At 71.9% G+C, this 25,549-nt stretch carries 20 protein-coding genes; 14 read left to right on the top strand and 6 right to left on the bottom strand.

Annotation, left to right across the window (positions count from 1 at the left end):
* The first annotated feature begins 11 nt into the window (after window positions 1-11).
* Window positions 12-797, top strand: a complete 786-nt coding sequence (gene thiD, locus ACWD5D_RS21395) for a bifunctional hydroxymethylpyrimidine kinase/phosphomethylpyrimidine kinase (protein ID WP_451374349.1) — start codon at window positions 12-14, stop codon at window positions 795-797.
* 113 nt (window positions 798-910) lie between these two features.
* On the opposite strand, the gene rpmB is transcribed toward thiD, so the two are convergent.
* Entirely contained in the window at window positions 911-1,096 is a 186-nt protein-coding gene (rpmB, locus tag ACWD5D_RS21390) for a 50S ribosomal protein L28 (protein WP_003993230.1), read from the bottom strand.
* A gap of 259 nt (window positions 1,097-1,355) precedes the next feature.
* Here rpmB and ACWD5D_RS21385 point away from each other — a divergent pair, with 259 nt between their 5' ends.
* Window positions 1,356-3,083: a DAK2 domain-containing protein gene (locus ACWD5D_RS21385; RefSeq protein WP_451374308.1), complete on the top strand. Its 1,728-nt coding sequence runs from the start codon at window positions 1,356-1,358 to the stop codon at window positions 3,081-3,083.
* Window positions 3,084-3,117: 34 nt separating this feature from the next.
* Here the strand turns inward: ACWD5D_RS21385 and ACWD5D_RS21380 are convergent, their stop codons facing one another.
* Together ACWD5D_RS21380 and ACWD5D_RS21375 are read right to left on the bottom strand one after the other, a co-directional pair.
* Window positions 3,118-6,054 (bottom strand): tetratricopeptide repeat protein, encoded by a 2,937-nt coding sequence (locus tag ACWD5D_RS21380; protein ID WP_451374307.1) that lies wholly within the window; start codon window positions 6,052-6,054, stop codon window positions 3,118-3,120.
* On the bottom strand, window positions 6,051-7,886 hold the full coding sequence (locus ACWD5D_RS21375) for an HSP90 family protein (protein ID WP_451374306.1): 1,836 nt from the start codon (window positions 7,884-7,886) through the stop codon (window positions 6,051-6,053). The genes ACWD5D_RS21380 and ACWD5D_RS21375 overlap by 4 nt, the downstream gene beginning before the upstream one ends.
* 268 nt (window positions 7,887-8,154) lie before the next feature.
* Between ACWD5D_RS21375 and recG the strand changes: the two genes are divergently transcribed.
* From recG to mutM, 8 genes are all read left to right on the top strand, one after another.
* On the top strand, window positions 8,155-10,377 hold the full coding sequence (gene recG / locus ACWD5D_RS21370) for an ATP-dependent DNA helicase RecG (protein WP_451374305.1): 2,223 nt from the start codon (window positions 8,155-8,157) through the stop codon (window positions 10,375-10,377).
* Between the two features lie 159 nt (window positions 10,378-10,536).
* Window positions 10,537-11,124 carry a 16S rRNA (guanine(966)-N(2))-methyltransferase RsmD gene (gene rsmD / locus ACWD5D_RS21365; RefSeq protein WP_451374304.1) on the top strand — a complete coding sequence of 196 codons (588 nt, stop codon included), beginning with the start codon at window positions 10,537-10,539 and terminating at the stop codon, window positions 11,122-11,124.
* On the top strand, window positions 11,121-11,630 hold the full coding sequence (coaD, locus tag ACWD5D_RS21360; protein WP_451374303.1) for a pantetheine-phosphate adenylyltransferase: 510 nt from the start codon (window positions 11,121-11,123) through the stop codon (window positions 11,628-11,630). The genes rsmD and coaD overlap by 4 nt, the downstream gene beginning before the upstream one ends.
* 57 nt (window positions 11,631-11,687) lie before the next feature.
* Window positions 11,688-12,854 (top strand): cell division initiation protein, encoded by a 1,167-nt coding sequence (locus ACWD5D_RS21355; RefSeq protein WP_451374302.1) that lies wholly within the window; start codon window positions 11,688-11,690, stop codon window positions 12,852-12,854.
* Between the two features lie 132 nt (window positions 12,855-12,986).
* Window positions 12,987-13,640, top strand: coding sequence for a YceD family protein (locus ACWD5D_RS21350; RefSeq protein WP_451374301.1), 654 nt, complete (start codon window positions 12,987-12,989; stop codon window positions 13,638-13,640).
* 2 nt (window positions 13,641-13,642) lie between these two features.
* Complete coding sequence (gene rpmF, locus ACWD5D_RS21345; protein ID WP_003951102.1) at window positions 13,643-13,816, top strand: 50S ribosomal protein L32; 174 nt, start codon at window positions 13,643-13,645, stop codon at window positions 13,814-13,816.
* A gap of 8 nt (window positions 13,817-13,824) precedes the next feature.
* Window positions 13,825-14,613, top strand: a complete 789-nt coding sequence (gene rnc, locus ACWD5D_RS21340; RefSeq protein WP_451374300.1) for a ribonuclease III — start codon at window positions 13,825-13,827, stop codon at window positions 14,611-14,613.
* Between the two features lie 124 nt (window positions 14,614-14,737).
* Window positions 14,738-15,622 (top strand): bifunctional DNA-formamidopyrimidine glycosylase/DNA-(apurinic or apyrimidinic site) lyase, encoded by an 885-nt coding sequence (mutM, locus tag ACWD5D_RS21335; protein ID WP_451374299.1) that lies wholly within the window; start codon window positions 14,738-14,740, stop codon window positions 15,620-15,622.
* On the opposite strand, the gene ACWD5D_RS21330 is transcribed toward mutM, so the two are convergent.
* Window positions 15,595-15,990: a winged helix-turn-helix transcriptional regulator gene (locus ACWD5D_RS21330; protein WP_451374298.1), complete on the bottom strand. Its 396-nt coding sequence runs from the start codon at window positions 15,988-15,990 to the stop codon at window positions 15,595-15,597. The two genes, mutM and ACWD5D_RS21330, sit on opposite strands and share 28 nt — an antisense overlap.
* 117 nt (window positions 15,991-16,107) lie before the next feature.
* On the opposite strand from ACWD5D_RS21330, the gene ACWD5D_RS21325 reads away from it, so the two are divergent.
* The 4 genes from ACWD5D_RS21325 to ACWD5D_RS21310 all read left to right on the top strand — a co-directional run bounded on the left by ACWD5D_RS21325 (window position 16,108) and on the right by ACWD5D_RS21310 (window position 22,605).
* A complete protein-coding gene (locus tag ACWD5D_RS21325; RefSeq protein ID WP_451374297.1) occupies window positions 16,108-16,389 on the top strand; it encodes an acylphosphatase in 282 nt (93 codons plus the stop codon).
* Window positions 16,390-16,770: 381 nt separating this feature from the next.
* Window positions 16,771-16,974 (top strand): hypothetical protein, encoded by a 204-nt coding sequence (locus tag ACWD5D_RS21320; RefSeq protein ID WP_451374296.1) that lies wholly within the window; start codon window positions 16,771-16,773, stop codon window positions 16,972-16,974.
* 244 nt (window positions 16,975-17,218) lie between these two features.
* Window positions 17,219-20,959, top strand: coding sequence for an AAA family ATPase (locus tag ACWD5D_RS21315; protein WP_451374295.1), 3,741 nt, complete (start codon window positions 17,219-17,221; stop codon window positions 20,957-20,959).
* 227 nt (window positions 20,960-21,186) lie between these two features.
* The gene (locus ACWD5D_RS21310) at window positions 21,187-22,605 is read left to right on the top strand and encodes a sugar porter family MFS transporter (RefSeq protein WP_451374294.1); all 1,419 of its coding nucleotides are present in this window, start codon (window positions 21,187-21,189) and stop codon (window positions 22,603-22,605) included.
* Between the two features lie 148 nt (window positions 22,606-22,753).
* On the opposite strand, the gene ACWD5D_RS21305 is transcribed toward ACWD5D_RS21310, so the two are convergent.
* Window positions 22,754-23,719, bottom strand: coding sequence for an LLM class flavin-dependent oxidoreductase (locus tag ACWD5D_RS21305; protein ID WP_451374293.1), 966 nt, complete (start codon window positions 23,717-23,719; stop codon window positions 22,754-22,756).
* A gap of 112 nt (window positions 23,720-23,831) precedes the next feature.
* Window positions 23,832-25,292 (bottom strand): cytosine permease, encoded by a 1,461-nt coding sequence (locus ACWD5D_RS21300; RefSeq protein WP_451374292.1) that lies wholly within the window; start codon window positions 25,290-25,292, stop codon window positions 23,832-23,834.
* Window positions 25,293-25,549: the final 257 nt, after the last annotated feature.

Here is a 25,549-nt window from a genome sequence, read left to right as displayed (position 1 = left end):
GTGCGTCACGCGTGCCGCCGCGGGTCCTCACGGTGGCCGGCTCGGACTCCGGCGGGGGCGCGGGGATCCAGGCCGACCTGAAGACGATGCTGGCGCTCGGCGTCCACGGGATGAGCGTGCTCACGGCCGTGACCGCGCAGAACTCCCTGGGCGTGCAGGGTGCCTGGGAACTGCCCGCGGAGGCCGTACGGGCTCAGTACCGCAGCGTGGTCGACGACATCGGCGTCCAGGCCGTGAAGACCGGGATGCTCGCCTCGGCCGAACTGGTCGAGACGGTCGCCGAGTTGATCTCCGGCACGGACGCGCCGGCCGTCGTGGACCCGGTGGGAGTCTCCAAGCACGGTGACCCGCTGCTGGCCGCCTCCGCGCTCGACTCGGTCCGCACGAAGCTGCTGCCGGCCGCGACCGTGGCCACCCCGAACCTCGACGAGGTGGCCCAACTCACGGGCGTGCTCGTCTCGTCCGAGGACGATCTGCGACGGGCCGCCGAAGCCGTGCTGGCCTACGGGCCGCGCTGGGTGCTGATCAAGGGCGGGCACCTGGCAGGAGACGCCCTGGATCTGCTCACGGACGGCACCGAGGAGCACTGGCTGCGGGCACCCCGCCACGACAACCGGCACACCCACGGCACGGGCTGCACGCTCGCCTCCGCGATCGCGTCGGGCCTGGCGAAGGGGTTGTCCGTGCCGGAGGCCGCCATGGCGGCCAAGGAGTACGTCACCGGGGCGATCGCCGCCGGGTTCGCGCTGGGTGCGGGGATCGGGCCGGTGGATCACGGGTGGCGGTTCAGGGTCTGAGCGGGGCGACCGGGGGCCTCGATACGCCCCCGGGGTCCGGGTACGGCAAAAAGCCGGCCCACCCAGAGGTGGACCGGCTCAGTGCAGCGAACCAGCAGTGGCCGCGCTGTGCGTCAGCGCGAGACCTTGCCGGCCTTGATGCACGAGGTGCAGGCGTTCACGCGCTTCGGCGTCCCGCCGACCACGGTACGCACACGCTGGATGTTCGGGTTCCAGCGACGGGACGTACGGCGGTGCGAGTGCGAGATGTTGTTGCCGAAGCCCGGCCCCTTGCCGCAGACGTCGCAGTTGGCAGCCACGGGTCACTCCAAAGACTTCAGATGCACTTACGGATAATCCCGGCATGCCGGGATCGAGATCCTAAAGCCTGAGATCTTGAGTGGCGCTGCCAGGGGAACGGCCCGATCAGGATCGGGCAACCGGAGCAGCATACAACGACTGCGCCCGTGCAACGAAACTACCATGGCACCTCGAGGGCTCGCTCCCGGCCCTCTTCCGGTGGACACCGCCTCGGGGTCTACGCTGCGTCCACCGTCCAGCCAGCTCAGGGAGGCGCAGGTGGCGCAGGTGCCGCAGACATTCTTCGATGCTCTCGCGGTGCGCAGCTGGTGCGGTCTGGCGCTCCGGGCCCTGGGGCGGGCGCGCGAGGAGATCGACGCGATCAACGTCTACCCCGTCGCCGACGGGGACACCGGCACGAACCTCTATCTGACCCTCGAGTCGGCGGCGACCGCGGTGGAGGCCGTGTTCGCAGGGTACGAGACGGGCTCGGAGGAGCCCTCGCTCGCGGACGCCGTGCGCGCGATGTCCCACGGGGCGCTCATCGGGGCCCGCGGGAACTCCGGGACGATCCTGGCGCAGCTGCTGCGGGGCATGGCGCAGGTCCTCGCCGGGACCGAGGCCGAGACCAGGACGGGAGAGGTGACCCAGGGCGACGGTGCCCGGCTGCGGCTGGCGCTGCGGCAGGCCGCCGACTCCGCCCGCGAGGCCGTGGCCCACCCCGTCGAGGGCACGGTGCTGACGGTCGCCGCGGCCGCCGCGGCCGCCGCCGAGGGGGCCGAGGGCGACTGCGGGACGGTCGCGCGGGCCGCCTACGAGGGGGCGAGGGAGGCCCTGGCGGCGACTCCGGGACAGCTGGCCGTGCTGGAGCGGGCCGGGGTGGTCGACGCGGGCGGCAGAGGGCTGGTGGCGGTGCTGGGGGCGCTGGTGGAGGCGTTCACCGGGGAGGCGGTGCGCGAGGCCCCGACCGTGTCGGCAGTCGCTTCCGCCGCGCACGCGGACGTGTCGGCAGCCGCTTCCCACGCGCACGCGCACGTGGACGCCGCCTCCGAGACGGACCTGTGCGCCGCCGGAGCGGAGACCGGGGCCCCCGCCTACGAGGTGATCTATCTCCTGGAGGCCGGTGACGAGGCGGTGGCCCGGCTGCGGGACCGGCTGGACGTCCTCGGGGACTCCCTCGTGGTGGTCGGCGGTGACGGGCTGTGGAACGTCCACGTGCACGTCGACGACGCCGGCGCCGCCGTGGAGGCGGGGGTCGAGGCCGGGCGGCCGTACCGGATCCGGATCACCCACTTCGGGGCCGGTGACGTGCACACAGGCGGCGAGCGGCCACCGCGCGAGCGCGTCCAGCGGGCCGTCGTCGCCGTCGTGCCCGGCGAGGGCCTGGCCGGGCTGTACGCCGAGGCCGGCGCGACCACCGTCCTGGGCCGCCCCGGCGAGCCGCCCGCCAGCGGCGAGCTGGTGCAGGCACTGCGGCGGGCCCACGCGCGCGAGGTGGTGCTGCTGCCCAACGACGCCGACCTGCGCCACACGGCGGCCGTGGCGGCCGAGCAGGCCCGCACCGAGGGCATCCGCGTCGCCCTGATCCCGACCCGCTCGGCCGTCCAGGGCATCGCCGCGCTCGCCGTGCACGAGCCGGAACGCCGGTTCGACGAGGACGTCGTCCAGATGACCTCGGCGGCGGGCGCCACCCGCTACGCCGAGATCCTCGTCGCCGAACGCCAGTCCTGGACGACGGCCGGCATCTGCCAGGCCGGCGACGTCCTGGGCCTCATCGACGGCGACGTCGCGGTCATCGGCCCCGACGTCACCGCCACGGCCGAGACCGTCCTGGACCGCATGCTCCAGGCGGGCGGCGAACTGGTCACCCTCGTCATCGGCGACCAGACCCCCGACGCGGTCGCCGACCACCTGGAAGCCCGCGTACGAGAGGCCTACCTCGCCGTCGACACGGTGGTGTACCGCGGCGGCCGACAGGGCGCGCTGATACTCATCGGGGTGGAGTGAGGCATACGGACCGGCGCGATGCGCGGGTCGCGCCTCACCGTCCCCGCTCGGCTTCCGGAAGGTCGAGCAGCTGGTCGGCCTCCGCTCGGCGGGCGCGGGCGGTCTCGTCGTTGTCGTCGCAGTCTTCGTAGGCGGCGCGTACGGCACGCGCGCGTGCCGTCGCCTCGGCCGGGCGGCCGAGGTCGGTCTCCAGCCAGGCGGCGGCGAGTTCGGCGCCGGTGCGGGCGTGCAGTCCGTCCGGGCCCAGGGCGGCGAACAGGGTGGCCGCGCGCTCGGTCTGGGCCAGTGCCGCCTCGAAGGTGGCCCGGATGGCCTCGTCCTCGGCCTCCTCCTGCGCCGAGCGGGCCAGCAGGTCGCCGAACTGGCGGTGGGTGTGGGCGAGTTCGGAGGTGAGCTGGTCCCGGGCCACCGGGTCGGCGGCGGCCTCCCGCGCGTCCTCGCAACGGCGCACCGCGTCCGTCATCAACTCCCGAGCCCTCTCCGCTCCGGCCTCCGCGCGCAGGGCCAGCCAGGCGCGGGCGCGCAGGGAGCGGACGAGGAAGTGCGGGTTGCCGAGCGAACGCCACAGCTCGCCCGCCCGCGCGTAGGCCCGGTCCGCCTCCCCCAGGAGCCCCGCGTTGCTCAGGGACTCGGCGGCGAGGTGGGCGAGCGTGGCGTGGTCCTGCTGCTCCGGCCAGCGCCGGGCGATCTCGGCCGCCTGCAGCCGGTGTTCGGCGGCGGCCCGGTGTTCGCCCAGCTCGCTCAGACAATCCCCGAGCCACCACCGCGCCTGGACGACGGCCCCGTCGCCGTGCGTCCCGGCGGACAGCTCGGGCAGCGCCGACTCCAGCACCTCGGCGGCCTCCGCCCACCGCTCCTGGCGCAGCAGGAAGCCGCCCAGCTGGTGCCGCGCCCATGCGCCCAGCGTGGCACTCTCACCGGCCTCGTCGGCCCAGTGCGCGGCCTCCAGCGCGTGCTCCGCCGCCTCGCCGACCGCACCCCGGCCGCCGGTCACCTCGGCGAGCTGGAGATGCAACTGGGCCCGCCCGGCCGGCTCCACGTACGGTCCGCCGTGCTCCAGGGCGGACCGCAGCGCGCCCTCCGCCCCGGCCACGTCGCCGAGCCCGTACGCCAGCGCCGCCGCCTGTACCTCGTGCTCGACCGCGAACCAGGGCAGCCCCGCGGCGACGTACTCCCCGGCGGCCCGCCGAAGCAGGTGGGCGGCCCGCTCGGCGTTCCCGGCCCGCTCTGCCAGTTCGGCGAGCATGGCCCGCCCCTCGGCCGCCCGCGCCGCCAGCCGCACGTCGTCCCCGGCCCGCCCGTCGACGAGCGCGAGCACCTCCCGCACGGCCCGTTCGGCCTCCGCGAGCGTCTCGGGGCCCGCCGCGTCCGGCGCCTGCGCCTGCACCAGGAGCATGAGAACGCGCGCCCGGCTCATCACCACCGACGCCGTCTGCCGTACGCCGGTGGCCTCCTCGGCGTACAGCGCGAGCGTCTCGTCGTACAGGCCGTCGATCGCCGCCAGCGCGGCGTCCACCTCGCCCGTCAGCGCGCGGACGTACGCCCCACGCGCGCGTGCCGCCCGTGCCTCTCCGGGGTCGCCGGCCTCGGCGTACAGCTCGGCGGCCCGCTCGAAGAGGGCGGCGCCCTCGGGGCCGCGGGCCATCGCCTCGTGCTCGGCGATCTCCGCGCGGTCGCGGGTGCCCAGGTCGGCGTCCCCGGCGGCGCGCGCGACCGCGGCCCAGGCCTCCAGGGCCTGCGGCCGCAGCGTGTCCGAGAACCGGCGGGCCTCGGCGAGCAGGGCGGCCAGGTCGCGCTCCTCCGGTGCTTCGGGCGTCGGCGCCGGCGTCGGCGCGACGACCGGCGCCGCGGTCGGCCGTACCGTCCGCACACCCAGCGGCAGCCGCTCCACCAGCGGGTCCTGCGCCATCCGCGCGCGGGCACGGTCACCGACGTACGAGGTGCCGTTGCGCCGGTCGAACCGTCCGGCCAGTTCCAGCGCCTCCGCGCGCGCGTGGGCGGCGAGTTCCCGTGCCGTCCACGCCCGCCCGGCGGGCCCCGGCACCTGCCGCTCGCCCAGCCCCAGTGCGGTCAGCCGGTCCATCAGGAGCGCCACCACGGCCATGAAGTCCAGCCGGCTGCGCGGATGCCCGGTGTCCGTGAAGTACGCGGGCCGCTCGGCGAGCAGCTCGAGTCCGCGCGCCTCGTTGCCGGTCAGCGCGCAGAACTCCACGTGGTCCGCGTACGCGCCCCGCATGCTCTCCATGGGGCGCACCAGCCTGAAGCCCCGCAGGTGGTGGGCACGGGCCTCGTCCACGCGGCCCAGGCGCAGCAGGGGAGCCAGCGACGAGGCGAGCACCGTGTGCGGCTCGTGCGCGCAGCCGTACTCGCCCTCCAGCACCGGACGCCACAGCTCCAGCGCCTGCGCGTCGTCGTCGCACTTGACCTGCCAGGCACCTTGCCCGTGCAACTCGCAGGCGTGGCAGTCGGCCATCGGGTCCCGGTCCGCGGCCAGCCACGCGCTGTACGCCCGCTCGGCCCGCGCCCGGTCCCCTGTGTGCCCGGCCACACTCAACTCGGCGCTGCGCACGGCCCGTTCGGAGTACCCGGCGAGCCGGTAGCGGTGCTCCATCTCGCCGAGCCACTTCTCGATCGAGGCGAGCGGGATGTGCGGCTGGTCCAGCATGCCCGCCGACACCCACTTGAAGACCCAGTGCAGCGAGTGCGCCTCGTACTCGTCGAAGTCCTCGGGCCGTTCGTCCCACATGCGCAGCAGCCGCGCGAACGGCACGAACATGCGGTCCTTCTCGGAGCTGTAGTTGTAGACCTTCAACTGGTGCCCGAGCGCCTCGATCACGGCGAGCGGGACGTCGAGCCGCTCCGCCGCCACGAGCAGCTCCTCCGCGCGGGCGTTGCGGGCCGGCCCCTCCGGCTCCTCGGAGTTCTCCGCCATCGCCCGGCGCAGTGCCTCGAAGTCCGCGATCTCGCTCATCGTCCGTCGCCCTCCCCGTGGGTCGCCCATTCCAGCAGCCCGATGAACGCCCGGTTCAGCAGCACGGTGTCGGCCGGCCGCAGCGGACGCTGCGCCATCAGCAGCGCCTGCCCGTACAGCGACTCCGTCGCGGTGCCGATCAGCTCCGGGTCCCTCAGTGAACTGATCCTGCGGATCAGCGGGTTGAGATGGTTCAGCACCAGACGCGCGCGCGGGGCGCTGCCGCGCAGCGAACCGAGGATGCCCGCCCACAGGTCGTCGGCCTGCTCCTCGGCCGCCGCCCGCGCCTGCTCGTGCCGCGCGGCCCGGTCGTCCAGGTGCAGCGCGGGCACGGACAGCGGATGGAACGCACGCAGGACGACGTCACAGCCCAGCGGGTCGAGCTTCGCGCGCGCGGCCGCCAGGAAGCCGGACAGCGCCAGCTCCTCCGCCGCGTCGACCGCGTCCAGGTGGGCGGTCACGGTGTCCGCGTCCAGCTCGGCGACCACTGTCCCCGGCCGCACCGCCGGCAGCGCCTCGATCAGCTCGCTGTCGTACGTGTAACCGCCGTTGACCACCCCGACGCCCTGCGCGGAGGCGATCGGCGCGACCTGCCGGTACTCCTCGACCGTGCGCGTGAAGTGCACCACCGGGTGCCGCTGCGCGAACTCCTCCAGGGACAGCTGCCCGTCGGTCGTCTCGAACGGCAGCCACGGCAGCATCGTGCGCAGCATCTCCCGGTCGTGCCGGGCCAGCGACTTCACGCCCAGGTGGTGCACGGCCAGGAACGCGGCCAGCCGCTCCGGATCACCGGCGGCGAGCCCGGTCAGCCAGGACCGGATCCGCTCGCCGAGCGCCTCCCGCACGGCCGCGAGGGTCTCGTCCTCGTACAGCGACTCGCGCGAGGCCGTGGGTCGCAGGCTGTCGGTGTCCAGCACGCAGCGCACGAAGAACGCCCAGTCGGGCAGCAGCTGTTCGGCCCGCTCCGTCAGCAGCATGCCCTTCAGATGCACCCGGTGCGAGGCCCGCTGCGCCGGGCTGACCGCCGCCGGCAGCACGTACGCCACCCCGCGGATCCCGGCCAGCGGCACGGCGAGGTCGATCGAGTCCAGCGGGGTGAAACCGAACAGGTCGTGGCAGTGCCGGGCCAGCGCCACCCGGCGCGTCGCCGGGCTCGGAAAGCGGCGGTCCCAGGGCGCCGGGAGGTCGGTGACCGCCTCGTCGCCCACCCGGACGTCGTACGGCAGCAGCGAGCCGAAGTCCCGGGCCAGCGCCCGGACCCGCTCGGGCGCCAGCCACTCGCCCGCCCCCGCCCGCGCCGTCAGGAACACGGTGGTGCCGGGCTCGGGCCGCTCGGCGTCGGGCAGCGTCCGCACGGTGTACGAGCCGTCGTCGCGGGCCGTCCACTCCACCGGCGGGGCCTCGGGCGTACGGGCGCTGCGGCTGACCACCCGGATCCGCTCGGCGACGACGAAACAGGCCAGCAGCCCGATGCCGAACTGGCCCAGGAAGTCGGACCGCGCCTCCTGCAGCCCCTCCGCACGCTTGGAACTGCGGCCGATGGTCGCCAGCAGGCTGTGCACGTCCGACTCGGTGAGCCCGACGCCGCTGTCCTCCACTCGCAGCGCACCCTCGCGGGCGTCCGCGTACAGCCGCACCCGGGCCGGCGCCCCGGGCTCCTCGGCGCGCCGGGCGGTGATGGCGTCCACCGCGTTCTGCAGCAGTTCGCGCAGATAGACCTTGGGGCTGGAGTAGAGGTGATGGGAGAGCAGGTCGACCAGACCGCGCAGGTCGACCTGGAACGTGTGAGGCGGCTGGGATGCCTGTGACGGCTGTGAGGTCTGGGAGTCCATCGTCGCAGCGCCGGCGGGGGGAGGAGGCGTTCGGCGCGGGGTCGGGCGGTCCCAGGTGGGGCGGTGACCGCGGGGGATGGCCGGAGCGCGCCATCCTAGGCCCGGAACAGCGCACCTGACCAGGGGTTTCCCAGACGAAAACGGCATGCCCGGACGAACCGCGGGGCAGCGGCAGGCGCATTCGCGTGGGATGCGCGTGGTCATCGCGTGGTAACGGCCACTCGTCGGCGGGGCCGCGTCTACAGCATTGTCAGTGCCGTGGTGTGCAATGGATCTCGTGCCCGCGCTGAAAGAACCCCTGAACCAACCGCTGAAGTCAGTGCTCGGCCCCGCCACCGCGAAGGTGATGGCCGAGCACCTGGGCCTGAACACCGTCGGCGACCTCCTGCACCACTACCCGCGCCGTTACGAGGAGCGCGGCCAGCTCACCCACCTCGCCGACCTCCCGATGGACGAGCACGTCACCGTGGTCGCCCAGGTCGCCGACGCCCGCCTGCACACCTTCGCCTCCGCCAAGGCCCCGCGCGGCAAGGGCCAGCGGCTGGAGGTCACCATCACGGACGGCAGCGGCCGGCTCCAGCTGGTCTTCTTCGGCAACGGCGTGCACAAGCCGCACAAGGAACTGCTGCCGGGCACGCGCGCGATGTTCGCCGGCAAGGTCTCCGTCTTCAACCGTCGTCTCCAACTCGCTCACCCCGCCTATGAGTTGCTGCACGGCGACGGTGACGAGACCGTCGAGACCTGGGCCGGCGCCCTCATCCCGATCTACCCCGCCACCGCCAAGCTGGAGTCCTGGAAGATCGGCAAGGCCGTCCAGACGGTGCTGCCCAGCGCCCAGGAGGCCCTCGACCCGCTGCCGCCCGCCCTCCGCGAGGGCCGGGGCCTGGTCACCCTCCCCGAGGCCCTGCTCAAGATCCACCGCCCGCACACCAAGGCCGACATCGCCGACGCCCGCGCCCGGCTCAAGTGGGACGAGGCCTTCGTCCTCCAGGTCGCCCTGGCCCGCCGCCGCCACGCCGAGGGCCAACTCCCGGCCGTCCCGCGCCGCCCCGAGCCCGACGGCCTTCTGACCGCCTTCGACGACCGCCTCCCCTTCACCCTCACCGACGGCCAGCAGAAGGTCTCCAGAGAGATCTTCGACGACCTCGCCACCGAACACCCGATGCACCGCCTGCTGCAGGGAGAGGTGGGCTCCGGAAAGACTCTGGTGGCCCTCCGCGCCATGCTCGCCGTCGTCGACGCCGGTGGTCAGGCCGCCATGCTCGCGCCCACCGAGGTGCTGGCCCAGCAGCATCACCGGTCCGTCGTCGAGATGATGGGCGAGCTGGCCGAGGGAGGCATGCTGGGCGGGGCCGAGCAGGCCACCAAGGTGGTGCTGCTCACCGGCTCCATGGGTGCGGCCGCCCGCCGCCAGGCCCTGCTGGACCTCGTCACCGGCGAGGCCGGCATCGTCATCGGCACCCACGCGCTGATCGAGGACAAGGTCCAGTTCCACGACCTCGGCCTGGTCGTCGTGGACGAACAGCACCGCTTCGGTGTGGAGCAGCGCGACGCCCTGCGCGGCAAGGGCAAACAGCCCCCGCACCTGCTGGTCATGACGGCGACCCCCATCCCGCGCACGGTCGCCATGACCGTCTTCGGCGACCTGGAGACCTCCGTCCTGGACCAACTCCCGGCCGGCCGCTCCCCGATCGCCACCCATGTGGTCCCCGCCGCCGACAAGCCGCACTTCCTGGCCAGAGCCTGGGAGCGGGTGCGCGAGGAGGTGGCGAACGGCCATCAGGCGTACGTCGTCTGCCCCCGCATCGGCGACGACATGGACGAGGCGGCCGACCCGAAGAAGGCGAAGAAGTCCCCCGAGGACGAGGCCGAGAAGCGTCCTCCCCTCGCCGTCCTCGACGTGGCCGACCAGCTCGCCAAGGGCCCCCTGCAGGGCCTGAAGGTCGAGGTTCTGCACGGCCGGATGAACCCCGACGACAAGGACGCCGTCATGCGGCGCTACGCGGCGGGTGAGACGGACGTCCTGGTCGCCACCACGGTCATCGAGGTCGGTGTCAACGTCCCCAACGCCACCGCCATGGTGATCATGGACGCCGACCGCTTCGGTGTCTCCCAGCTCCACCAGCTCCGCGGCCGCGTCGGCCGGGGCTCCGCCCCCGGCCTGTGTCTCCTCGTCACCGAGATGCCCGAGGCCAGCGCCGCCCGTCAGCGCCTCAACGCCGTCGCCTCCACCCTGGACGGCTTCGAACTCTCCCGCATCGACCTCGAACAGCGCCGCGAGGGCGACGTCCTCGGCCAGGCCCAGTCCGGCACCCGTTCCAGCCTGCGGGTCCTGGAGGTCATCGAGGACGAGGAGGTCATCGCGGAGGCCAGGGAGGAGGCGATGACGGTCGTGACGGCCGATCCCGAGCTGACCGGTCTTCCCGGCCTGCGCACGGCCCTGGACGCCCTTGTGGACGAGGAGAGGGAGCAGTACCTGGAAAAGGGCTGAGGCGAAGCACGCGCAAAGGGCGCGGGGCCGCACCGAATGACGGCTCCGCCGTGGGCGCGACCGGCCGCTACGAGCCCGCACGGGCCGACGGCGCAGACGCACCCGCCCCTGGCGCCTGCCAGACTGAACCGTGAACAAGCCCACGAAGAAGGACCCCCAATGACCCGCGTGATCGCCGGCGCGGCCGGCGGACGCCGCCTGGCCGTCCCGCCAGGGACCGGCACCCGGCCAACCTCCGACCGCGCACGCGAGGCCCTCTTCTCCACCTGGCAGTCGCTCCTCGGTGGCCCCCTCGACGGCGAGCGGGTCCTCGACCTCTACGCCGGATCGGGCGCCGTGGGCCTGGAGGCCCTGTCCCGGGGGGCGAGCCACACCCTCCTGGTCGAGGCGGACGCCCGCGCGGCGAGAACCGTCCGGGAGAACGTGAGGAGCCTGGACCTCCCCGGCGCCGAGGTGCGAGCGGGCAAGGCGGAACAGGTCATCAGGACCGCACCCCCCACCGAGCCGTACGACCTCGTCTTCCTCGATCCCCCATATGCGGTCGAAGACGGCGATCTTCGCGAGATTCTGCTCACACTACGTTCTGAGGGCTGGCTCGCCGAACAAGCCCTCGTCACCGTGGAGCGCAGCACAAGAGGCGGCGAATTCCGCTGGCCGGACGGGTTCGAGGCCCTCCGGTCCCGCCGCTACGGCGAGGGAACGTTTTGGTACGGTCGCGCCGCCTCTACGTGCGAAGACGCACGATGACCGGACCGGAGAGCGAGGGATCTCAAGTGCGCCGCGCCGTCTGTCCCGGGTCGTTCGACCCGATCACCAACGGACATCTCGACATCATTGCCCGCGCCTCCCGTCTGTACGACGAGGTCTACGTCGCGGTGATGATCAACAAGTCCAAGAAGGGCCTGTTCGGGATCGAGGAGCGGATCGAGCTGATCCGCGAGGTCACCGCCGACTTCGGCAACGTCCGCGTCGAGGCCTTCCACGGCCTCCTCGTCGACTTCTGCAAGCAGCGCGACATCCCCGCGATCGTCAAGGGCCTGCGCGCTGTCAGCGACTTCGACTACGAACTCCAGATGGCCCAGATGAACAACGGCCTCACCGGAGTCGAAACGTTGTTCGTGCCCACCAACCCCACGTACAGCTTCCTGTCCTCCTCGCTGGTCAAGGAGGTGGCGGCTTGGGGCGGCGACGTCTCCCACCTGGTGCCGCCGGCGGTCCTGGACGCCCTCAACGAGCGTCTTCACAAGGACTGATGGGACTACAGTCGTCCCGTCCGTCTCCAACACAGATGTAGAGAGTGGCGAGCACAGGTGGACGTCCAGAAGAAGCTCGACGAGATCGTCTCCGCGGTGTCCGGCGCCCGGTCCATGCCCATGTCGGCCTCCTGCGTGGTCAACCGCGCCGATCTGCTCGCGATGCTCGAGGAGGTGCGCCAGGCCCTGCCCGGCTCCCTCGCGCAGGCCCAGGAGCTGATCGGCGGGCGCGAGCAGATGGTCGAGCAGGCCCGCGTGGAGGCCGGCCGGATCATCGAGAGCGCGCACGCCGAGCGCGGCTCGCTGATCTCCGACACCGAGATCGCCCGCCGCTCCCAGGCCGAGGCCGACCGGATCCTCGCCGAGGCCCGCAAGGAGGCCGAGGAGGTCCGCGCCGACGCCGACGACTACGTCGACTCCAAGCTCGCCAACTTCGAGGTCGTCCTCACCAAGACCCTCGGCTCGGTCGGCCGCGGCCGCGAGAAGCTGCTCGGCACCGGCCCCGGCCTGGACGAGAACGGCTACGAGGACGAGGACGCCCCCGAGCGCAGCCAGGACCCGGAGACCCTGCGCCACAACGCCGACGCGTACGTCGACGTGAAGCTGGGCGCCTTCGAGGCGGTTCTCGCCAAGACCCTGGAGGCCGTCGGCCGCGGCCGGCAGACGCTGCACGGCCGGATCGCCACGGACGACCTCGGCGCCCTCGCCGACGACACCACGACCTTCCAGCACACCAGCGACGCCGACTACCTCGCCGACCTCGCGGCCCTCACCGACGCCCCGGGCGAGCGCGCCGCCGCGCAGCCCCAGCAGCCGGAGCCGTCGTACGAGCCGCAGCCGGCCTACGCCCCCACCTCGGGCTACGCTCCCGCGGGAGGTGCCCCCGTCCAGCAGGACCCGTACGCCCCCACCTCCGGCTACGCGCCGGCGGGAGGTGCCCCCAGCTTCCCGCAGCAGGGCGGCTACGCCCAGCAGGACCCGTACGGCTACCAGCAGCCCGACCCCTACGCCCCCGCCGCCGGCTACGCCCAGGCGGGAGGCGCCCCCTTCCAGGGCTACGACCCGCAGCACGGCGGCTACGAGCCCCAGCAGGGCCAGCAGCCCCAGCAGGCGCAGCAGCACCAGGGCCAGCAGGGCTACGCCCTCGACGAGACCAGCCTCTTCGACACGAGCATGATCAGCGCGGAGCAGCTGCGGGCGTACGAACAGGGCCGCGGCCTGTAGCCGACCACCGGATTGGGCCCTGAGCGAAAGGTCCAGTATCCTGGCTCTTCGGTCGCGTGTACGTCCGCGATCAACGCTGCCCGGAACACCGACGGGTGGCGTCCCCTCGAGTTCAGAAGATCGAAAGCAGGAATGGCTTCCAACGCCCGCCTCGACCACCGCAACCCCCTCGTGTTCGACACCCACGAGCTGGGTCGGCGTCCTGGTGCGCTGCAGCGCCTGACCCGCACGATCGACGCTCCCCGGGACCTCGGTGTCGCGGGTGTCATCGGAGTGCCGGAAGGCGCCCCGCTGGAGCTCGAACTCCGGCTCGAGTCGGTCATGGAAGGGGTGCTCGTCACAGGCACCGCCCGTGCACAGGCCGAGGGGGAGTGCGTAAGGTGTCTGGAGCCGGTCGGGCTGGAGCTCGATGCGGACTTCCAGGAGCTGTTCTCGTACCCTGACGCCGACGACCGGGGCCGCGTGATCGCGGAACCGGGCGACGACGCCGAGGACGACGAGGACAGGTTCTTCATCGAGGACGGTCTGATCGACCTCGAACCTCTGCTGCGCGATGCGGTGGTGCTCGCACTGCCGATGCAGCCGGTGTGCCAGGACGACTGCCCAGGCCTGTGCTCCGAGTGCGGAGCACGGCTCGCGGACGACCCGGACCACCACCACGACGCCGTCGACATCCGTTGGGCGGCTTTGCAGGGACTCGCCGGTTCGCTCGAACCCGGCGAGAAGGACGAGATGAGCGGCGGCGCGCCTCAGTCAGCACGCGCCGACGAGAAGCAGGAGAAGTAGCCGTGGCTGTTCCGAAGCGGAAGATGTCGCGCAGCAACACGCGCCACCGCCGGTCGCAGTGGAAGGCTGCGGTCCCCACCCTGGTTGCGTGCGAGCGCTGCCACGAGCCCAAGCAGCAGCACATCGCGTGCCCGTCTTGCGGCACCTACAACAAGCGCCAGGTCCTCGAAGTCTGAGCGGGCTGGTGAGAGGCACTGTGTCCAGTCCCAAGAAGGCGGAAAACCAGGCCTCGTCCCACACGCTTCTGGAAGGGCGGCTCGGCTATCACGTCGAGTCCGCCCTTCTGGTGCGTGCGCTGACCCACCGTTCCTACGCGTACGAGAACGGCGGTCTGCCGACGAACGAGCGGCTGGAGTTCCTCGGGGACTCCGTGCTCGGTCTCGTCGTCACGGACACGCTGTACCGCATCCACCCCGACCTGCCCGAGGGCCAGCTGGCCAAGTTGCGGGCCGCGGTGGTCAACTCGCGTGCGCTGGCGGAAGTGGGCCGCGGCCTCGACCTCGGCGCCTTCATCCGGCTCGGCCGCGGTGAAGAAGGCACGGGCGGCCGGGACAAGGCGTCCATCCTCGCCGACACCCTCGAAGCGGTGATCGGCGCGGTCTATCTCGACCGGGGCCTCGACGCGGCGTCCGAGCTGGTGCACCGGCTCTTCGACCCGCTGATCGAGAAGTCCTCCAACCTCGGTGCCGGCCTGGACTGGAAGACCAGTCTCCAGGAGCTGACCGCGATCGAGGGACTCGGCGTGCCCGAGTACCTGGTCACGGAGACCGGCCCCGACCACGAGAAGACCTTCACTGCTGCCGCCCGCGTCGGAGGCGTCTCGTACGGCACCGGCACCGGCCGCAGCAAGAAGGAGGCGGAGCAGCAGGCCGCCGAGTCCGCCTGGCGGTCCATCCGGGCCGCCGCGGACGAGCGTGCCGGGACGGCGGGAGGAGCCGTCAAGGACGGCGACCCGTCGTCCGCCGCCCCCTGACGAAGGCACCGCCGAGCGCCCGCCCCGCCGTTCACGCGGGGGCGGGCGCTCGCTTCGTCCCCCGGCCGGTCTCCTCGACCGGTCGCCCCATCCACCGGTCACTACGGTCCTGACAGGGGTCCCGATGCCCGAGTTGCCCGAGGTCGAGGTCGTACGGCGCGGCCTGGAGCGGTGGGTCGCCCATCGCACCGTTGCCGACGTCGAGGTGCTGCACGCGCGCGCGGTGCGCCGCCACACGGCGGGACCCGACGACTTCACGCACCGCCTCAAGGGCCACCGCATCGGCACCCCGAGCCGGCGCGGCAAGTATCTGTGGCTGCCGCTGGAGGACACCGACCAGTCCGTCCTCGCCCACCTCGGCATGAGCGGTCAGCTGCTGGTCCAGCCGCAGACGGTGCCGGACGAGAAGCACCTGCGCGTCCGTGTCCGGTTCGCCGACACACCGCCGTCACCGGATGCCGCGGCGGCGGGCACCGAGCTGCGCTTTGTGGACCAGCGCACCTTCGGCGGCCTCTCGCTGCACGACAACACCCCCGACGGGCTGCCCGACGTCATCGCCCACATCGCCCGCGACCCTCTCGACCCGCTGTTCGACGACGAGGCCTTCCACCAGGCCCTGCGCCGCAAGCGGACCACCATCAAGCGGGCCCTGCTGGACCAGTCGCTGATCAGCGGGGTCGGCAACATCTACGCGGACGAGGCCCTCTGGCGCACCCGCGTCCACTACGAACGTCCCACCGCCAACTTCACCCGCCCGCTCACGACGGCGCTTCTCGGCCATGTGCGGGACGTGATGAACGCGGCCCTCGCCGTGGGCGGCACCAGCTTCGACAGCCTGTACGTCAACGTCAACGGCGAGTCCGGCTACTTCGACCGGTCCCTGGACGCGTACGGCCGCGAGGGCCTGCCCTGCAAGCGGTGCGGCACGCCGATGCGACGCCGCCCCTGGATGAACCGGTCCAGCTACTTCTGCCCGAAGTGTCAGAGGGCGCCGCGCGCCTCGTCGTAACGCGCGCGGGAGGCGAGGACGTCGTCCATCGCGCCCTCCACGCAGTGGATGAGGGTGAGCAGGCGCTCGGTGATCTCCCGTCCCAGGTGCGTCAGTTCGTAGTCGACGCGGGGCGGGTTGGTGGGCTGGGCCTCGCGGTGGACCAGGCCGTCACGCTCCAGCGCGTGCAGCGTCTGGGACAGCATCTTCTCGCTCACGCCGTCGACACGGCGACGCAGCTCGTTGAAGCGCAGCGACCCCTCGTACAGCGCGCCGAGGGTCAGGCCGCCCCAGCGTCCGGTGACGTGCTCCAGGGTGCCGCGCGAGGGGCAGGCCTTGAGGAAGACGTCGTACGCGAGGTCGTCCTGATCCTGGTCGATACCGGTCATGGAGCAAGGGTACGCGAGCACAGCGTTGCAGCACGGGTCGCGCTCTCCGGGGGTTAGCGCTCGGTACGTGCGAAGGGCGAAGTGTCCCAAGATTCACCGGCCGGTTAGGTTGCACCCATGAGTGAGGATGTACGACTGGTCGCCTGGGTCCGCGGACGTGTGCAGGGCGTGGGTTTCCGCTGGTTCACGCGTGCCAAGGCGCTGGAGATCGGCGGCCTGAGTGGTTTCGCTCTCAATCTGGGCGACGGGAGGGTCCAGGTGGTCGCGGAGGGCTCACGCCAGGGCTGCGAGGGGCTCCTCGACTGGCTCCAGGGCGACGACACGCCCGGGCGCGTTGACGGCGTCACGGAGATCTGGGACACACCGCGCGGCGGGTACGACGGCTTCGCCATCCGCTGAGCCCATTCCGTAAAGCCCCGCAGGTGGATGCGCGGCGACATGCCAGACGCACGTGCCCGGAGCAGAAATGACCTGGTGGTTGCCAAGAACGGCTCGGCGTGGCAGGCTCCGCAGATACAGCTGGTCCGCACGCCCCGAGGGCCCCGCAGGAGCCGCAGCACCGCCGCCCGCCGGCAGCGCGCCCCGGGTCCGCCCGCCAATACGGGGCGTGATCGTGTTGACCGTCAAACTTTTTGGTGAGACGCTGAAAGCCCCGCGCACCTTAGCTGTTTGGCATGTAGAACGGCAGAGAAACACTCGAGTGTGTCAAGCACCCCGGGTGCGAATCCCTCACGACCCACACCGCATCGGTCGGTCACTCAGTGTGGAGGACCATCCATCATGGCAAAGGCGCTTCTCGGTTACGTCGGCGGCTCCGACCCTCGACTCCTCGCCGAGATGCGACGGCTGCAGCAGCGCGTCCAGGACCTGGAGTCCGAGCTCGTACGGATCCAGGAAGAGAACGACGCGCTGACGGCTGCCGCCTCTCAGGACAGGATCATGGAGAGCATCGACGCACACCAGGCGGAGCCTGCGCTCACCTGATCGCTGCATCGCTCCACGACAGCAGTCGCAGCGGTTGGGCTGCCCGTCAACCGCTCAGTTGATCAGACAACGCAATCCAGTTGTCAGAGTCTCGCAAGGGACGCTTCGGCGTCCCTTCTTTCTTTCCCCCGCGCATCCTTTCACTCTCTTTAACGTCTGGTGTGCCCTGCATGTTCATGGGCGAAACCGCGGGGTTGCGAGTGTTCGTGGAGTGAGATAGCGGCGGCGGGTAGAGTCCAGCGGCGTGCACCTCAAGGCCCTGACCCTCCGTGGGTTCAAGTCGTTCGCCTCGGCGACCACGCTCCGGTTCGAACCGGGGATCACGTGTGTGGTCGGCCCGAACGGCTCGGGCAAGTCCAACGTCGTGGACGCGCTCAGCTGGGTCATGGGCGAGCAGGGCGCCAAGTCGCTGCGCGGCGGCAAGATGGAGGACGTCATCTTCGCCGGCACCACGGGCCGTCCCCCGCTGGGCCGCGCCGAGGTGTCCCTGACCATCGACAACTCCGACGGTGCGCTGCCCATCGAGTACGCCGAGGTCACCATCACGCGGATCATGTTCCGCAACGGCGGCAGCGAGTACCAGATCAACGGCGACACCTGCCGGCTGCTCGACATCCAGGACCTCCTGTCCGACTCCGGCATCGGCCGCGAGATGCACGTCATCGTCGGCCAGGGCCAGCTCGACTCCGTCCTGCACGCCGACCCCATGGGCCGCCGCGCCTTCATCGAAGAGGCCGCGGGCGTGCTCAAGCACCGCAAGCGCAAGGAGAAGGCGCTGCGGAAGCTCGACGCGATGCAGGCCAACCTCGCGCGCGTGCAGGACCTCACCGACGAACTGCGCCGCCAGCTCAAGCCGCTCGGCCGCCAGGCCGCGGTCGCGCGCAGGGCCGCCGTCATCCAGGCCGACCTGCGCGACGCCCGCCTCCGGCTGCTCGCCGACGACCTCGTACGACTCCGGGCGGCCCTCAGCAACGAGATCGCGGACGAGGCGGCCCTGAAGGAGCGCAAGGAGGCGGCCGAGCAGGAGCTGAAGAAGGCACTCCAGCGGGAGGCCCTGCTGGAGGACGAGGTACGACAGCTCACGCCACGCCTCCAGCGCGCCCAGCAGACCTGGTACGAGCTGTCCCAGCTGGCCGAACGCGTACGCGGCACCGTCTCGCTGGCCGACGCCCGGGTCAAGAGCGCCACCTCCGCACCGCCCGAGGAGCGGCGCGGCCGCGACCCCGAGGACATGGAACGCGAGGCCGCCCGCATCCGCGAGCAGGAGGCCGAACTGGAGGCCGCCCTGGACGCGGCCCAGCACGCCTTGGACGACACCGTCGCCCACCGCGCCGAACTGGAGCGGGAGCTGGCCGTCGAGGAGCGTCGCCTCAAGGACGTCGCCCGCGCCATCGCCGATCGGCGCGAAGGACTGGCCCGTCTCTTTGGACAGGTCAACGCGGCCCGCTCGCGCGCCGCCTCCGCCCAGGCCGAGATCGACCGGCTGGCCGTCGCCCGCGACGAGGCCCAGGAGCGCGCCGCCTCCGCCCAGGAGGAGTACGAGACCCTGCAGGCCGAGGTCGACGGCCTCGACGCGGACGACGCCGACCTCGCCGAACAGCACGACGCCGCCAGACGACAGCTCACCGAGGCCGAGTCCACCCTGAGCGCCGCCCGCGAGGCGACCACCGCGGCCGAACGCCGGCGTGCCGCGACCCAGGCCCGCCACGAGGCGCTGGCACTGGGCCTGCGCCGCAAGGACGGCACGGGAATACTGCTCGGGGCCCGGGACCGGCTCACCGGAATCCTGGGCCCGGCGGCCGAACTGCTCACCGTCACCCCGGGTCACGAAGTCCCGCTCGCCGCCGCCTTCGGCGCGGCAGCCGACGCCATCGCCGTGACCACCCCGGCCCAGGCGGCCGAAGCCCTCCGCCTCCTGCGCAAACAGGACGGCGGCCGCGCTTCCCTTCTCCTCGCCGACACCCCGGAGCCGGCGCCTCAAGGGGGCACGGGGAACGGCGCGCCCGGCCACGACGCACCCGCGGACGACCAACGGCCCACCTCAACACCTCTGGCTGATCGTTCGGCGGCGGCGGAGACACCCCTGAGGGGCGCCGGGAACTGGGCGACCAGCCACCACGAACCCGCGGACGCCCGCCCTCCCGCCACCACTCACCCCGTGGAGCGCACCGCCCTCCCCGCGGAGCACATCTTCGCCGCCGACCTGGTCCGCGGTCCCGCCGAACTCATGCCCGCCGTACGCCGGCTGCTGCGCGCGATCGTCGTCGTAGGAACCCTGGAGGACGCCGAGGACCTGGTCCTCGCGCGCCCCGAACTGACCGCGGTCACCGCCGAAGGCGACCTGCTCGGGGCGCACTTCGCGCACGGCGGGTCGGCCGGTGCGCCCAGTCTCCTGGAGGTGCAGGCCTCCGTGGACGAGGCCGCGGCGGAGCTGGACGAGCTGGTCGTGCGGTGCGAGGAGCTCACCGAGGCGCAGCACGCGGCGGCCGAGCGGCGAGGGGAGGCCGCCGCGCTGGTCGAGGAGCTGGGAGAGCGGCGGCGGGCGGCCGACCGGGAGAAGTCGGCCGTGGCGCAGCAGCTCGGTCGGCTCGCCGGACAGGCACGCGGCGCCGCCGGGGAGGCCGAGCGGTCGGCCACGGCGGCGGCACGCGCGCAGGACGCGCTGGAGAAGGCCGTCATGGAGGCCGAGGAGCTGGCCGAGCGGCTGGCGGTCGCCGAGGAGATGCCCGTCGAGGAGGAGCCGGACACCTCGGTGCGCGACCGGCTGGCCGCCGACGGTGCCAACGCCCGCCAGACCGAGATGGAGGCCCGGCTCCAGGTCCGTACGCACGAGGAACGCGTCAAGGGGCTCGCCGGACGCGCCGACTCGCTGGACCGGGCCGCCCGTGCGGAACGCGAGGCACGCGCGCGTGCCGAGCAGCGGCGCGCCCGGCTGCGCCACGAGGCCGCCGTCGCCGAGGCCGTGGCCTTCGGCGCCCGGCAGCTGCTCGCGCACATCGAGGTGTCCCTCGGCCGTGCCGAGCGGGAGCGGTCCGCCGCCGAGTCCGCCAAGGCACGGCGCGAGCGGGAACTGACCGCCGCGCGCACCGCCGGACGCGATCTCAAGGCGGAACTCGACAAGCTGACGGACTCGGTGCACCGGGGCGAGGTGCTCGGCGCCGAGAAGCGGCTGCGGATAGAGCAGCTGGAGACCAGGGCGCTGGAGGAGCTGGGCGTCGAGCCGACGGGGCTCGTCGACGAGTACGGCCCGCACCAGCTCGTTCCGCCCTCACCGCCCGCCGAGGGCGAGGTCCTGCCGGAGGACCCCGAGCACCCACGCAACCAGCCGAGGCCGTTCCACCGGGCCGAACAGGAGAAGCGGCTCAAGGCCGCCGAGCGGGCGTACCAGCAGCTGGGCAAGGTCAACCCGCTCGCGCTGGAGGAGTTCGCGGCGCTGGAGGAGCGGCACAAGTTCCTCAGCGAGCAGCTGGAGGACCTGAAGAAGACCCGCGCCGACCTGCTTCAGGTGGTGAAGGAGGTCGACGAGCGTGTCGAGCAGGTCTTCACCGAGGCGTACCGGGACACGGCCCGAGAGTTCGAGGGCGTCTTCAGCCGGCTGTTCCCGGGCGGCGACGGGCGGCTGATCCTGACCGACCCCGACAACATGCTCACCACGGGTGTGGACGTCGAGGCCCGGCCGCCGGGCAAGAAGGTCAAGCGGCTCTCCCTTCTCTCCGGCGGCGAGCGGTCGCTGACCGCCGTCGCCATGCTGGTGTCGATCTTCAAGGCGCGGCCGAGCCCCTTCTACGTCATGGACGAGGTCGAGGCCGCACTCGACGACACCAACCTCCAGCGGCTGATCCGGATCATGCAGGAGCTGCAGGAGTCCTCCCAGCTCATCGTGATCACGCACCAGAAGCGCACCATGGAGGTGGCCGACGCGCTCTACGGCGTCTCCATGCAGGGTGACGGTGTGTCGAAGGTCATCTCCCAGCGGCTGCGCTAGTTCACCCGCGAGATCAAAGAGTCCTCATGTTCGCTTCTTGAACACGAGGACTCCCTTCATGTCTGAAAGTTCATAGTCGTTGAACTATTGACTTCGAAACTTGAAGGCATAGTCTCGGCAACGTTGCTTTTACCTTCAGGTGTGAGTGGTGCTCGCTCGTGCGCCACTGGAGACCTAAGGGCTCGCCCCCCACCCCGGCAGCGTTGCCGCGGCCCGAGGAGTTACACGTGACCAGCACAGCGCAGGCACCGCAGTCAGGAGCCGGGACGGCTCACCCCGAACATCTCGGGCACGTCATCTTCATCGCGGCGGCCGCCGCCATGGGCGGTTTCCTCTTCGGCTACGACAGCTCGGTCATCAACGGAGCCGTCGAGGCCATCCGCGGCCGCTACGACATCGGCTCCGCGGCCCTGGCCCAGGTCATCGCCATCGCCCTGATCGGCTGTGCCGTGGGCGCCGCGACCGCCGGCCGCATAGCCGACCGGATCGGCCGTATCCGCTGCATGCAGATCGCCGCCGTGCTGTTCACCATCAGCGCCGTCGGCTCAGCGCTGCCCTTCGCGCTGTGGGACCTCGCCTTCTGGCGCATCATCGGCGGCTTCGCCATCGGCATGGCCTCCGTCATCGGCCCGGCCTACATCGCCGAGGTCGCCCCGCCCGCCTACCGCGGCCGCCTCGGCTCCTTCCAGCAGGCCGCGATCGTCGTCGGCATCGCCATCTCCCAGCTGGTCAACTGGGGTCTGCTCAACGCCGCCGGCGGCGACCAGCGCGGCAAGCTGCTGGGCGTGGAGGCCTGGCAGGTCATGCTCGGCGTGATGGTCGTCCCGGCCGTCCTCTACGGCCTGCTCTCCCTGGCGATCCCCGAGTCCCCGCGCTTCCTGCTCTCCGTCGGCAAGCGCGAGCGGGCCAAGGAGATCCTCGCCGAGGTCGAGGGCACGGGAGCCGACCTGGACGCACGCGTCGCCGAGATCGAGCACGCCATGAAGAGCGAGCACAGGTCCACCTTCAAGGACCTGCTCGGCGGCGGCTTCTTCTTCAAGCCGATCGTCTGGGTCGGTATCGGCCTGTCGGTCTTCCAGCAGTTCGTCGGCATCAACGTCGCGTTCTACTACTCCTCGACGCTGTGGCAGTCGGTCGGCGTCGACCCGACGCAGTCGTTCTTCTACTCCTTCACGACGTCGATCATCAACATCGTCGGCACCGTGATCGCGATGATCTTCGTGGACCGCATCGGCCGAAGGCCGCTCGCCCTCATCGGCTCGGTCGGCATGGCCGTCGGCCTCGCGCTGGAGGCCTGGGCGTTCAGCCACCCGCTGGTCGACGGCAAGCTGCCGCACACCCAGGGTCTGGTCGCCCTGATCGCGGCCCACGTGTTCGTCCTCTTCTTCGCCCTCTCCTGGGGTGTGGTCGTCTGGGTCATGCTCGGCGAGATGTTCCCGAACAAGATCCGCGCCGCCGCCCTGGGCGTGGCCGCCGCCGCGCAGTGGATCGCCAACTGGGCGATCACCGCGAGCTTCCCGTCGCTGGCCGACTGGAACCTGTCCGGCACCTACGTGATCTACACGGTCTTCGCCGCGCTCTCCATCCCGTTCGTCCTCAAGTTCGTCAAGGAGACGAAGGGCAAGTCGCTGGAGGAGATGGGCTGATCCGCCCCCCGAGCCCGAGGAGAAGGGCCAAGTCCCCGCTGCCCCTCTCCTCGCCCCTTCCACCGCCCCCGGTCCCACCACCCCCCGGACCGGGGGCGGCGGTGTGCTCCGCCCGACCGGACGCCGCGCACGCCCGTCCGGTCGGCTGCTACAACTCCGGAAGCACCCGCTCCGCGAACAGCCGCAGGCTGCGCCACCCCTCCTCCAGCGGCATCCCGCCCGCCAGTGGATGCAGCACCAGGTTGTCCAGCCCCTGCGCCACGCACTCCTGCGGCGTGAGAATCCGGTACACGCCCTCCGCGCGCAGCTCCTCCACCGTCGTGGCCGCCGACTTCACGGCCGAGCGGATCTGCTCCGACTGCCAGGAGGCGTACATCCGCGCCTCGTGCAGGAAGTGCTCGCCGTACCGCGCCCACGTCCGGTCCGGGTCCTCGGCGATGTGCAGCAGGGGAGTCTCGGCCGCGGGCATCATCACCCAGCCCTCGGTGCCGTGCGCCGTGAGCTGCTCCTTGTAGTACGCCTCCAGCTCCGGCAGATGCGCGCTCGGGAAGAACGGCAGCCCGAGCCGGGCGGCCCGGCGGGCGGCGGCCTTCGAGGAACCGCCGACCAGCAGTAGGGGGTGCGGATCGGTGTACGGGCGCGGGGTGACGCGTACGGTACGGCCCCGGTAGGTGAACTCCTCGCCGGTCCACGCCGCCAGCAGGGTCGCGAGCATCTCGTCCTGGAGCCGGCCGCGCCGCTTCCAGTCCACGTCGAACAGGGCGTACTCCTCGGGCCGGTAGCCGATCCCGGCCACCGTCACCAGCCGCCCGCCGCTGAGCAGGTCCAGCACGGCGATCTCCTCGGCCAGCCGCAGCGGATCGTGCAGCGGGCCGATCACCGCGGACACCGTTACCGCGATGTCCCGGGTCGCCCCGAACACCGCGCCCGCGAAGGCGAACGGCGAGGGCAGCCAGTTGTTCCCGACGCCGTGGTGCTCCTCGGTCTGCACGGTGGTGACGCCGTGCGCGTCGGCGTACGCGGCCATCTCCACGGCGGCCCGGTAGCGGGCGGCGAGGGAGGTGCGGGTGGCGCCGGGTTCGACCAGGTTGAAACGTACGACCGTGACGGGCATGGAAGGTCCCCCTCCGGTGCGGCTCGGTGGAGGGGGACGTTAGCTGACGCTGTGTCAGATGGCCATGGACACGGCGCCGCGAAGGCCGATCGGGCTCTCGGCGCGGGGCCGGTCAGGCAGTGGCGGGCGCCTGCGCCTCGGCGGTCTCGGCGGTCTCGGCGGGCGCGGCCGGGGTCGCGACCGCCGGCTTCGGCAGCACCATGTACAGCAGGCCCGAGACGACGATCGTGGCGACCCAGCCGAGGCCGTACTCGCCGATGACGTTGTTCTTCGCCAGCGGGCCCGTGAACCAGTCCGAGGCGGTGAACATCAGGCCCGCGGCCAGGCCGATCGCCCAGGAGGCCACCGCGGCGGGGGAGAAGCCGCCCCGGTACCAGTAGGCGCTGGTGCGCGTGGTGTCGATCATGGCCCGGCCGTCGTACTCGGTGCGGCGCAGCATGTCGGCGACGAAGACGCCGACCCAGGCGGAGAACGCCACCGCGAGCAGCGACAGGAAGGCGATGAAGGAGCCCAGGAAGCTGGTCGCCGCCAGCATCAGCACACCGCCGAGGACCAGCGAGATCACGGCGTTGACCGAGACCGCCCAGTGGCGCGGCACCTTGAAGCCGAGGGTCTGCGCGGTGAAGCCGGCCGAGTACATCGACATCGAGTTGATCAGGAGCATGCCGATCAGGGCGATCAGCAGGTACGGGACCGCGATCCAGGTCGGCAGGATCTCGCCCAGGAAGGAGACCGGGTCGCCGGCCGAGGCCAGGTCCGGCGTGCCGACCGCCATCACCGCGCCCATCAGCACCATGGGCAGCACGACGATGCCCGCGCCGCCCACCGAGGTGCCCACGATCGCCTTCGAGGAGGCGGTGCGCGGCAGGTAGCGGGTGAAGTCGGGCGCGGACGGGATCCAGCTCACGCCGCCCGCCGCGATCATGCCGATGCCGGTGATCACCGCTGCCGTGGGGCCGGCGCTGTGGCCCGTCACCTTGGACCAGTCGGTGTTCACGGCCAGGTACACCAGGACCAGTACCGAGAAGACGCCGAAGAAATAGGTCGCGTACTTGTTGCACTTCTGCACGGCACCGATGCCGAGCCCGGAGATCGCGAAGGTCGCGACGACGAAGAGCAGCAGCATGACCATGTCCAGCACGCTGTTGGCCTTGATGCCGAACAGGATGTCCAGGATGGTGAGCATCGCGTAGGCGCCGGTGACGGCGTTGATCGTCTCCCAGCCCCAGCGCGCGACCCAGATCAGCGCTCCGGGCAGCAGGTTGCCGCGCTGCCCGAAGACCGCGCGCGACAGCGCCATGCCGGGCGCTCCGCCGCGCTTGCCCGCGATGCCGACCAGGCCGACCAGGCCGTACGACACGACGGGCGCCACGCCGGCGACGACGAGCGCCTGCCAGATGTTCAGGTGGTACGCCACGACCAGGCTCGCGCCCATAGTCAGCAGCAGCACGCTGATGTTGGCGCCCACCCAGGTGGGGAAGAGTTCGCGGGGCCGCGCGGTGCGCTCGTGGTCGGGTACCTGCTCGATGCCGCGGGTCTCGAGAGCGCCTTCGGTCTCGGCTGTCTTGCTCATGAAGGAGGGTGCCCTAAGGAATGTGGGGGAGGATGACAATGGGACTCTACGCGCGTCGACGCGACCTCCTCCATCGTACTTTAGTCCGACTTGGGCGCGCTGGAGGCCTTTGTCTTTTGGGGGAAACCACAAGCGGTCCCGACGCAACGCATGGCCCAAACGGGACGTTGATGCTGCGGCGAGGGCGTGTCACGGCCCACCGCATGGGACGTGACACGCCCTGGGTCGCGGACCCCACCCGTTGCCGATACCGGACG

It is taken from the genome of Streptomyces sp. NPDC002520 (assembly GCF_053595235.1).
Note: the sequence above shows the minus strand (reverse complement) of the source record. Positions and strands in the feature narration are given on the sequence as shown.

Excerpts from the sequence above, each read along its gene's own strand:
- ACWD5D_RS21330 (WP_451374298.1), bottom strand. The coding sequence starts at position 15,990 with ATGACCGGTATCGACCAGGATCAGGACGACCTCGCGTACGACGTCTTC.
- ACWD5D_RS21320 (WP_451374296.1), top strand. The coding sequence starts at position 16,771 with ATGGCAAAGGCGCTTCTCGGTTACGTCGGCGGCTCCGACCCTCGACTC.
- ACWD5D_RS21300 (WP_451374292.1), bottom strand. The coding sequence starts at position 25,292 with ATGAGCAAGACAGCCGAGACCGAAGGCGCTCTCGAGACCCGCGGCATC.
- rsmD (WP_451374304.1), top strand. The coding sequence starts at position 10,537 with ATGACCCGCGTGATCGCCGGCGCGGCCGGCGGACGCCGCCTGGCCGTC.
- ACWD5D_RS21380 (WP_451374307.1), bottom strand. The coding sequence starts at position 6,054 with ATGAGCGAGATCGCGGACTTCGAGGCACTGCGCCGGGCGATGGCGGAG.
- ACWD5D_RS21375 (WP_451374306.1), bottom strand. The coding sequence starts at position 7,886 with ATGGACTCCCAGACCTCACAGCCGTCACAGGCATCCCAGCCGCCTCAC.
- ACWD5D_RS21325 (WP_451374297.1), top strand. The coding sequence starts at position 16,108 with ATGAGTGAGGATGTACGACTGGTCGCCTGGGTCCGCGGACGTGTGCAG.
- recG (WP_451374305.1), top strand. The coding sequence starts at position 8,155 with ATGGATCTCGTGCCCGCGCTGAAAGAACCCCTGAACCAACCGCTGAAG.
- ACWD5D_RS21350 (WP_451374301.1), top strand. The coding sequence starts at position 12,987 with ATGGCTTCCAACGCCCGCCTCGACCACCGCAACCCCCTCGTGTTCGAC.
- mutM (WP_451374299.1), top strand. The coding sequence starts at position 14,738 with ATGCCCGAGTTGCCCGAGGTCGAGGTCGTACGGCGCGGCCTGGAGCGG.
- ACWD5D_RS21305 (WP_451374293.1), bottom strand. The coding sequence starts at position 23,719 with ATGCCCGTCACGGTCGTACGTTTCAACCTGGTCGAACCCGGCGCCACC.
- coaD (WP_451374303.1), top strand. The coding sequence starts at position 11,121 with ATGACCGGACCGGAGAGCGAGGGATCTCAAGTGCGCCGCGCCGTCTGT.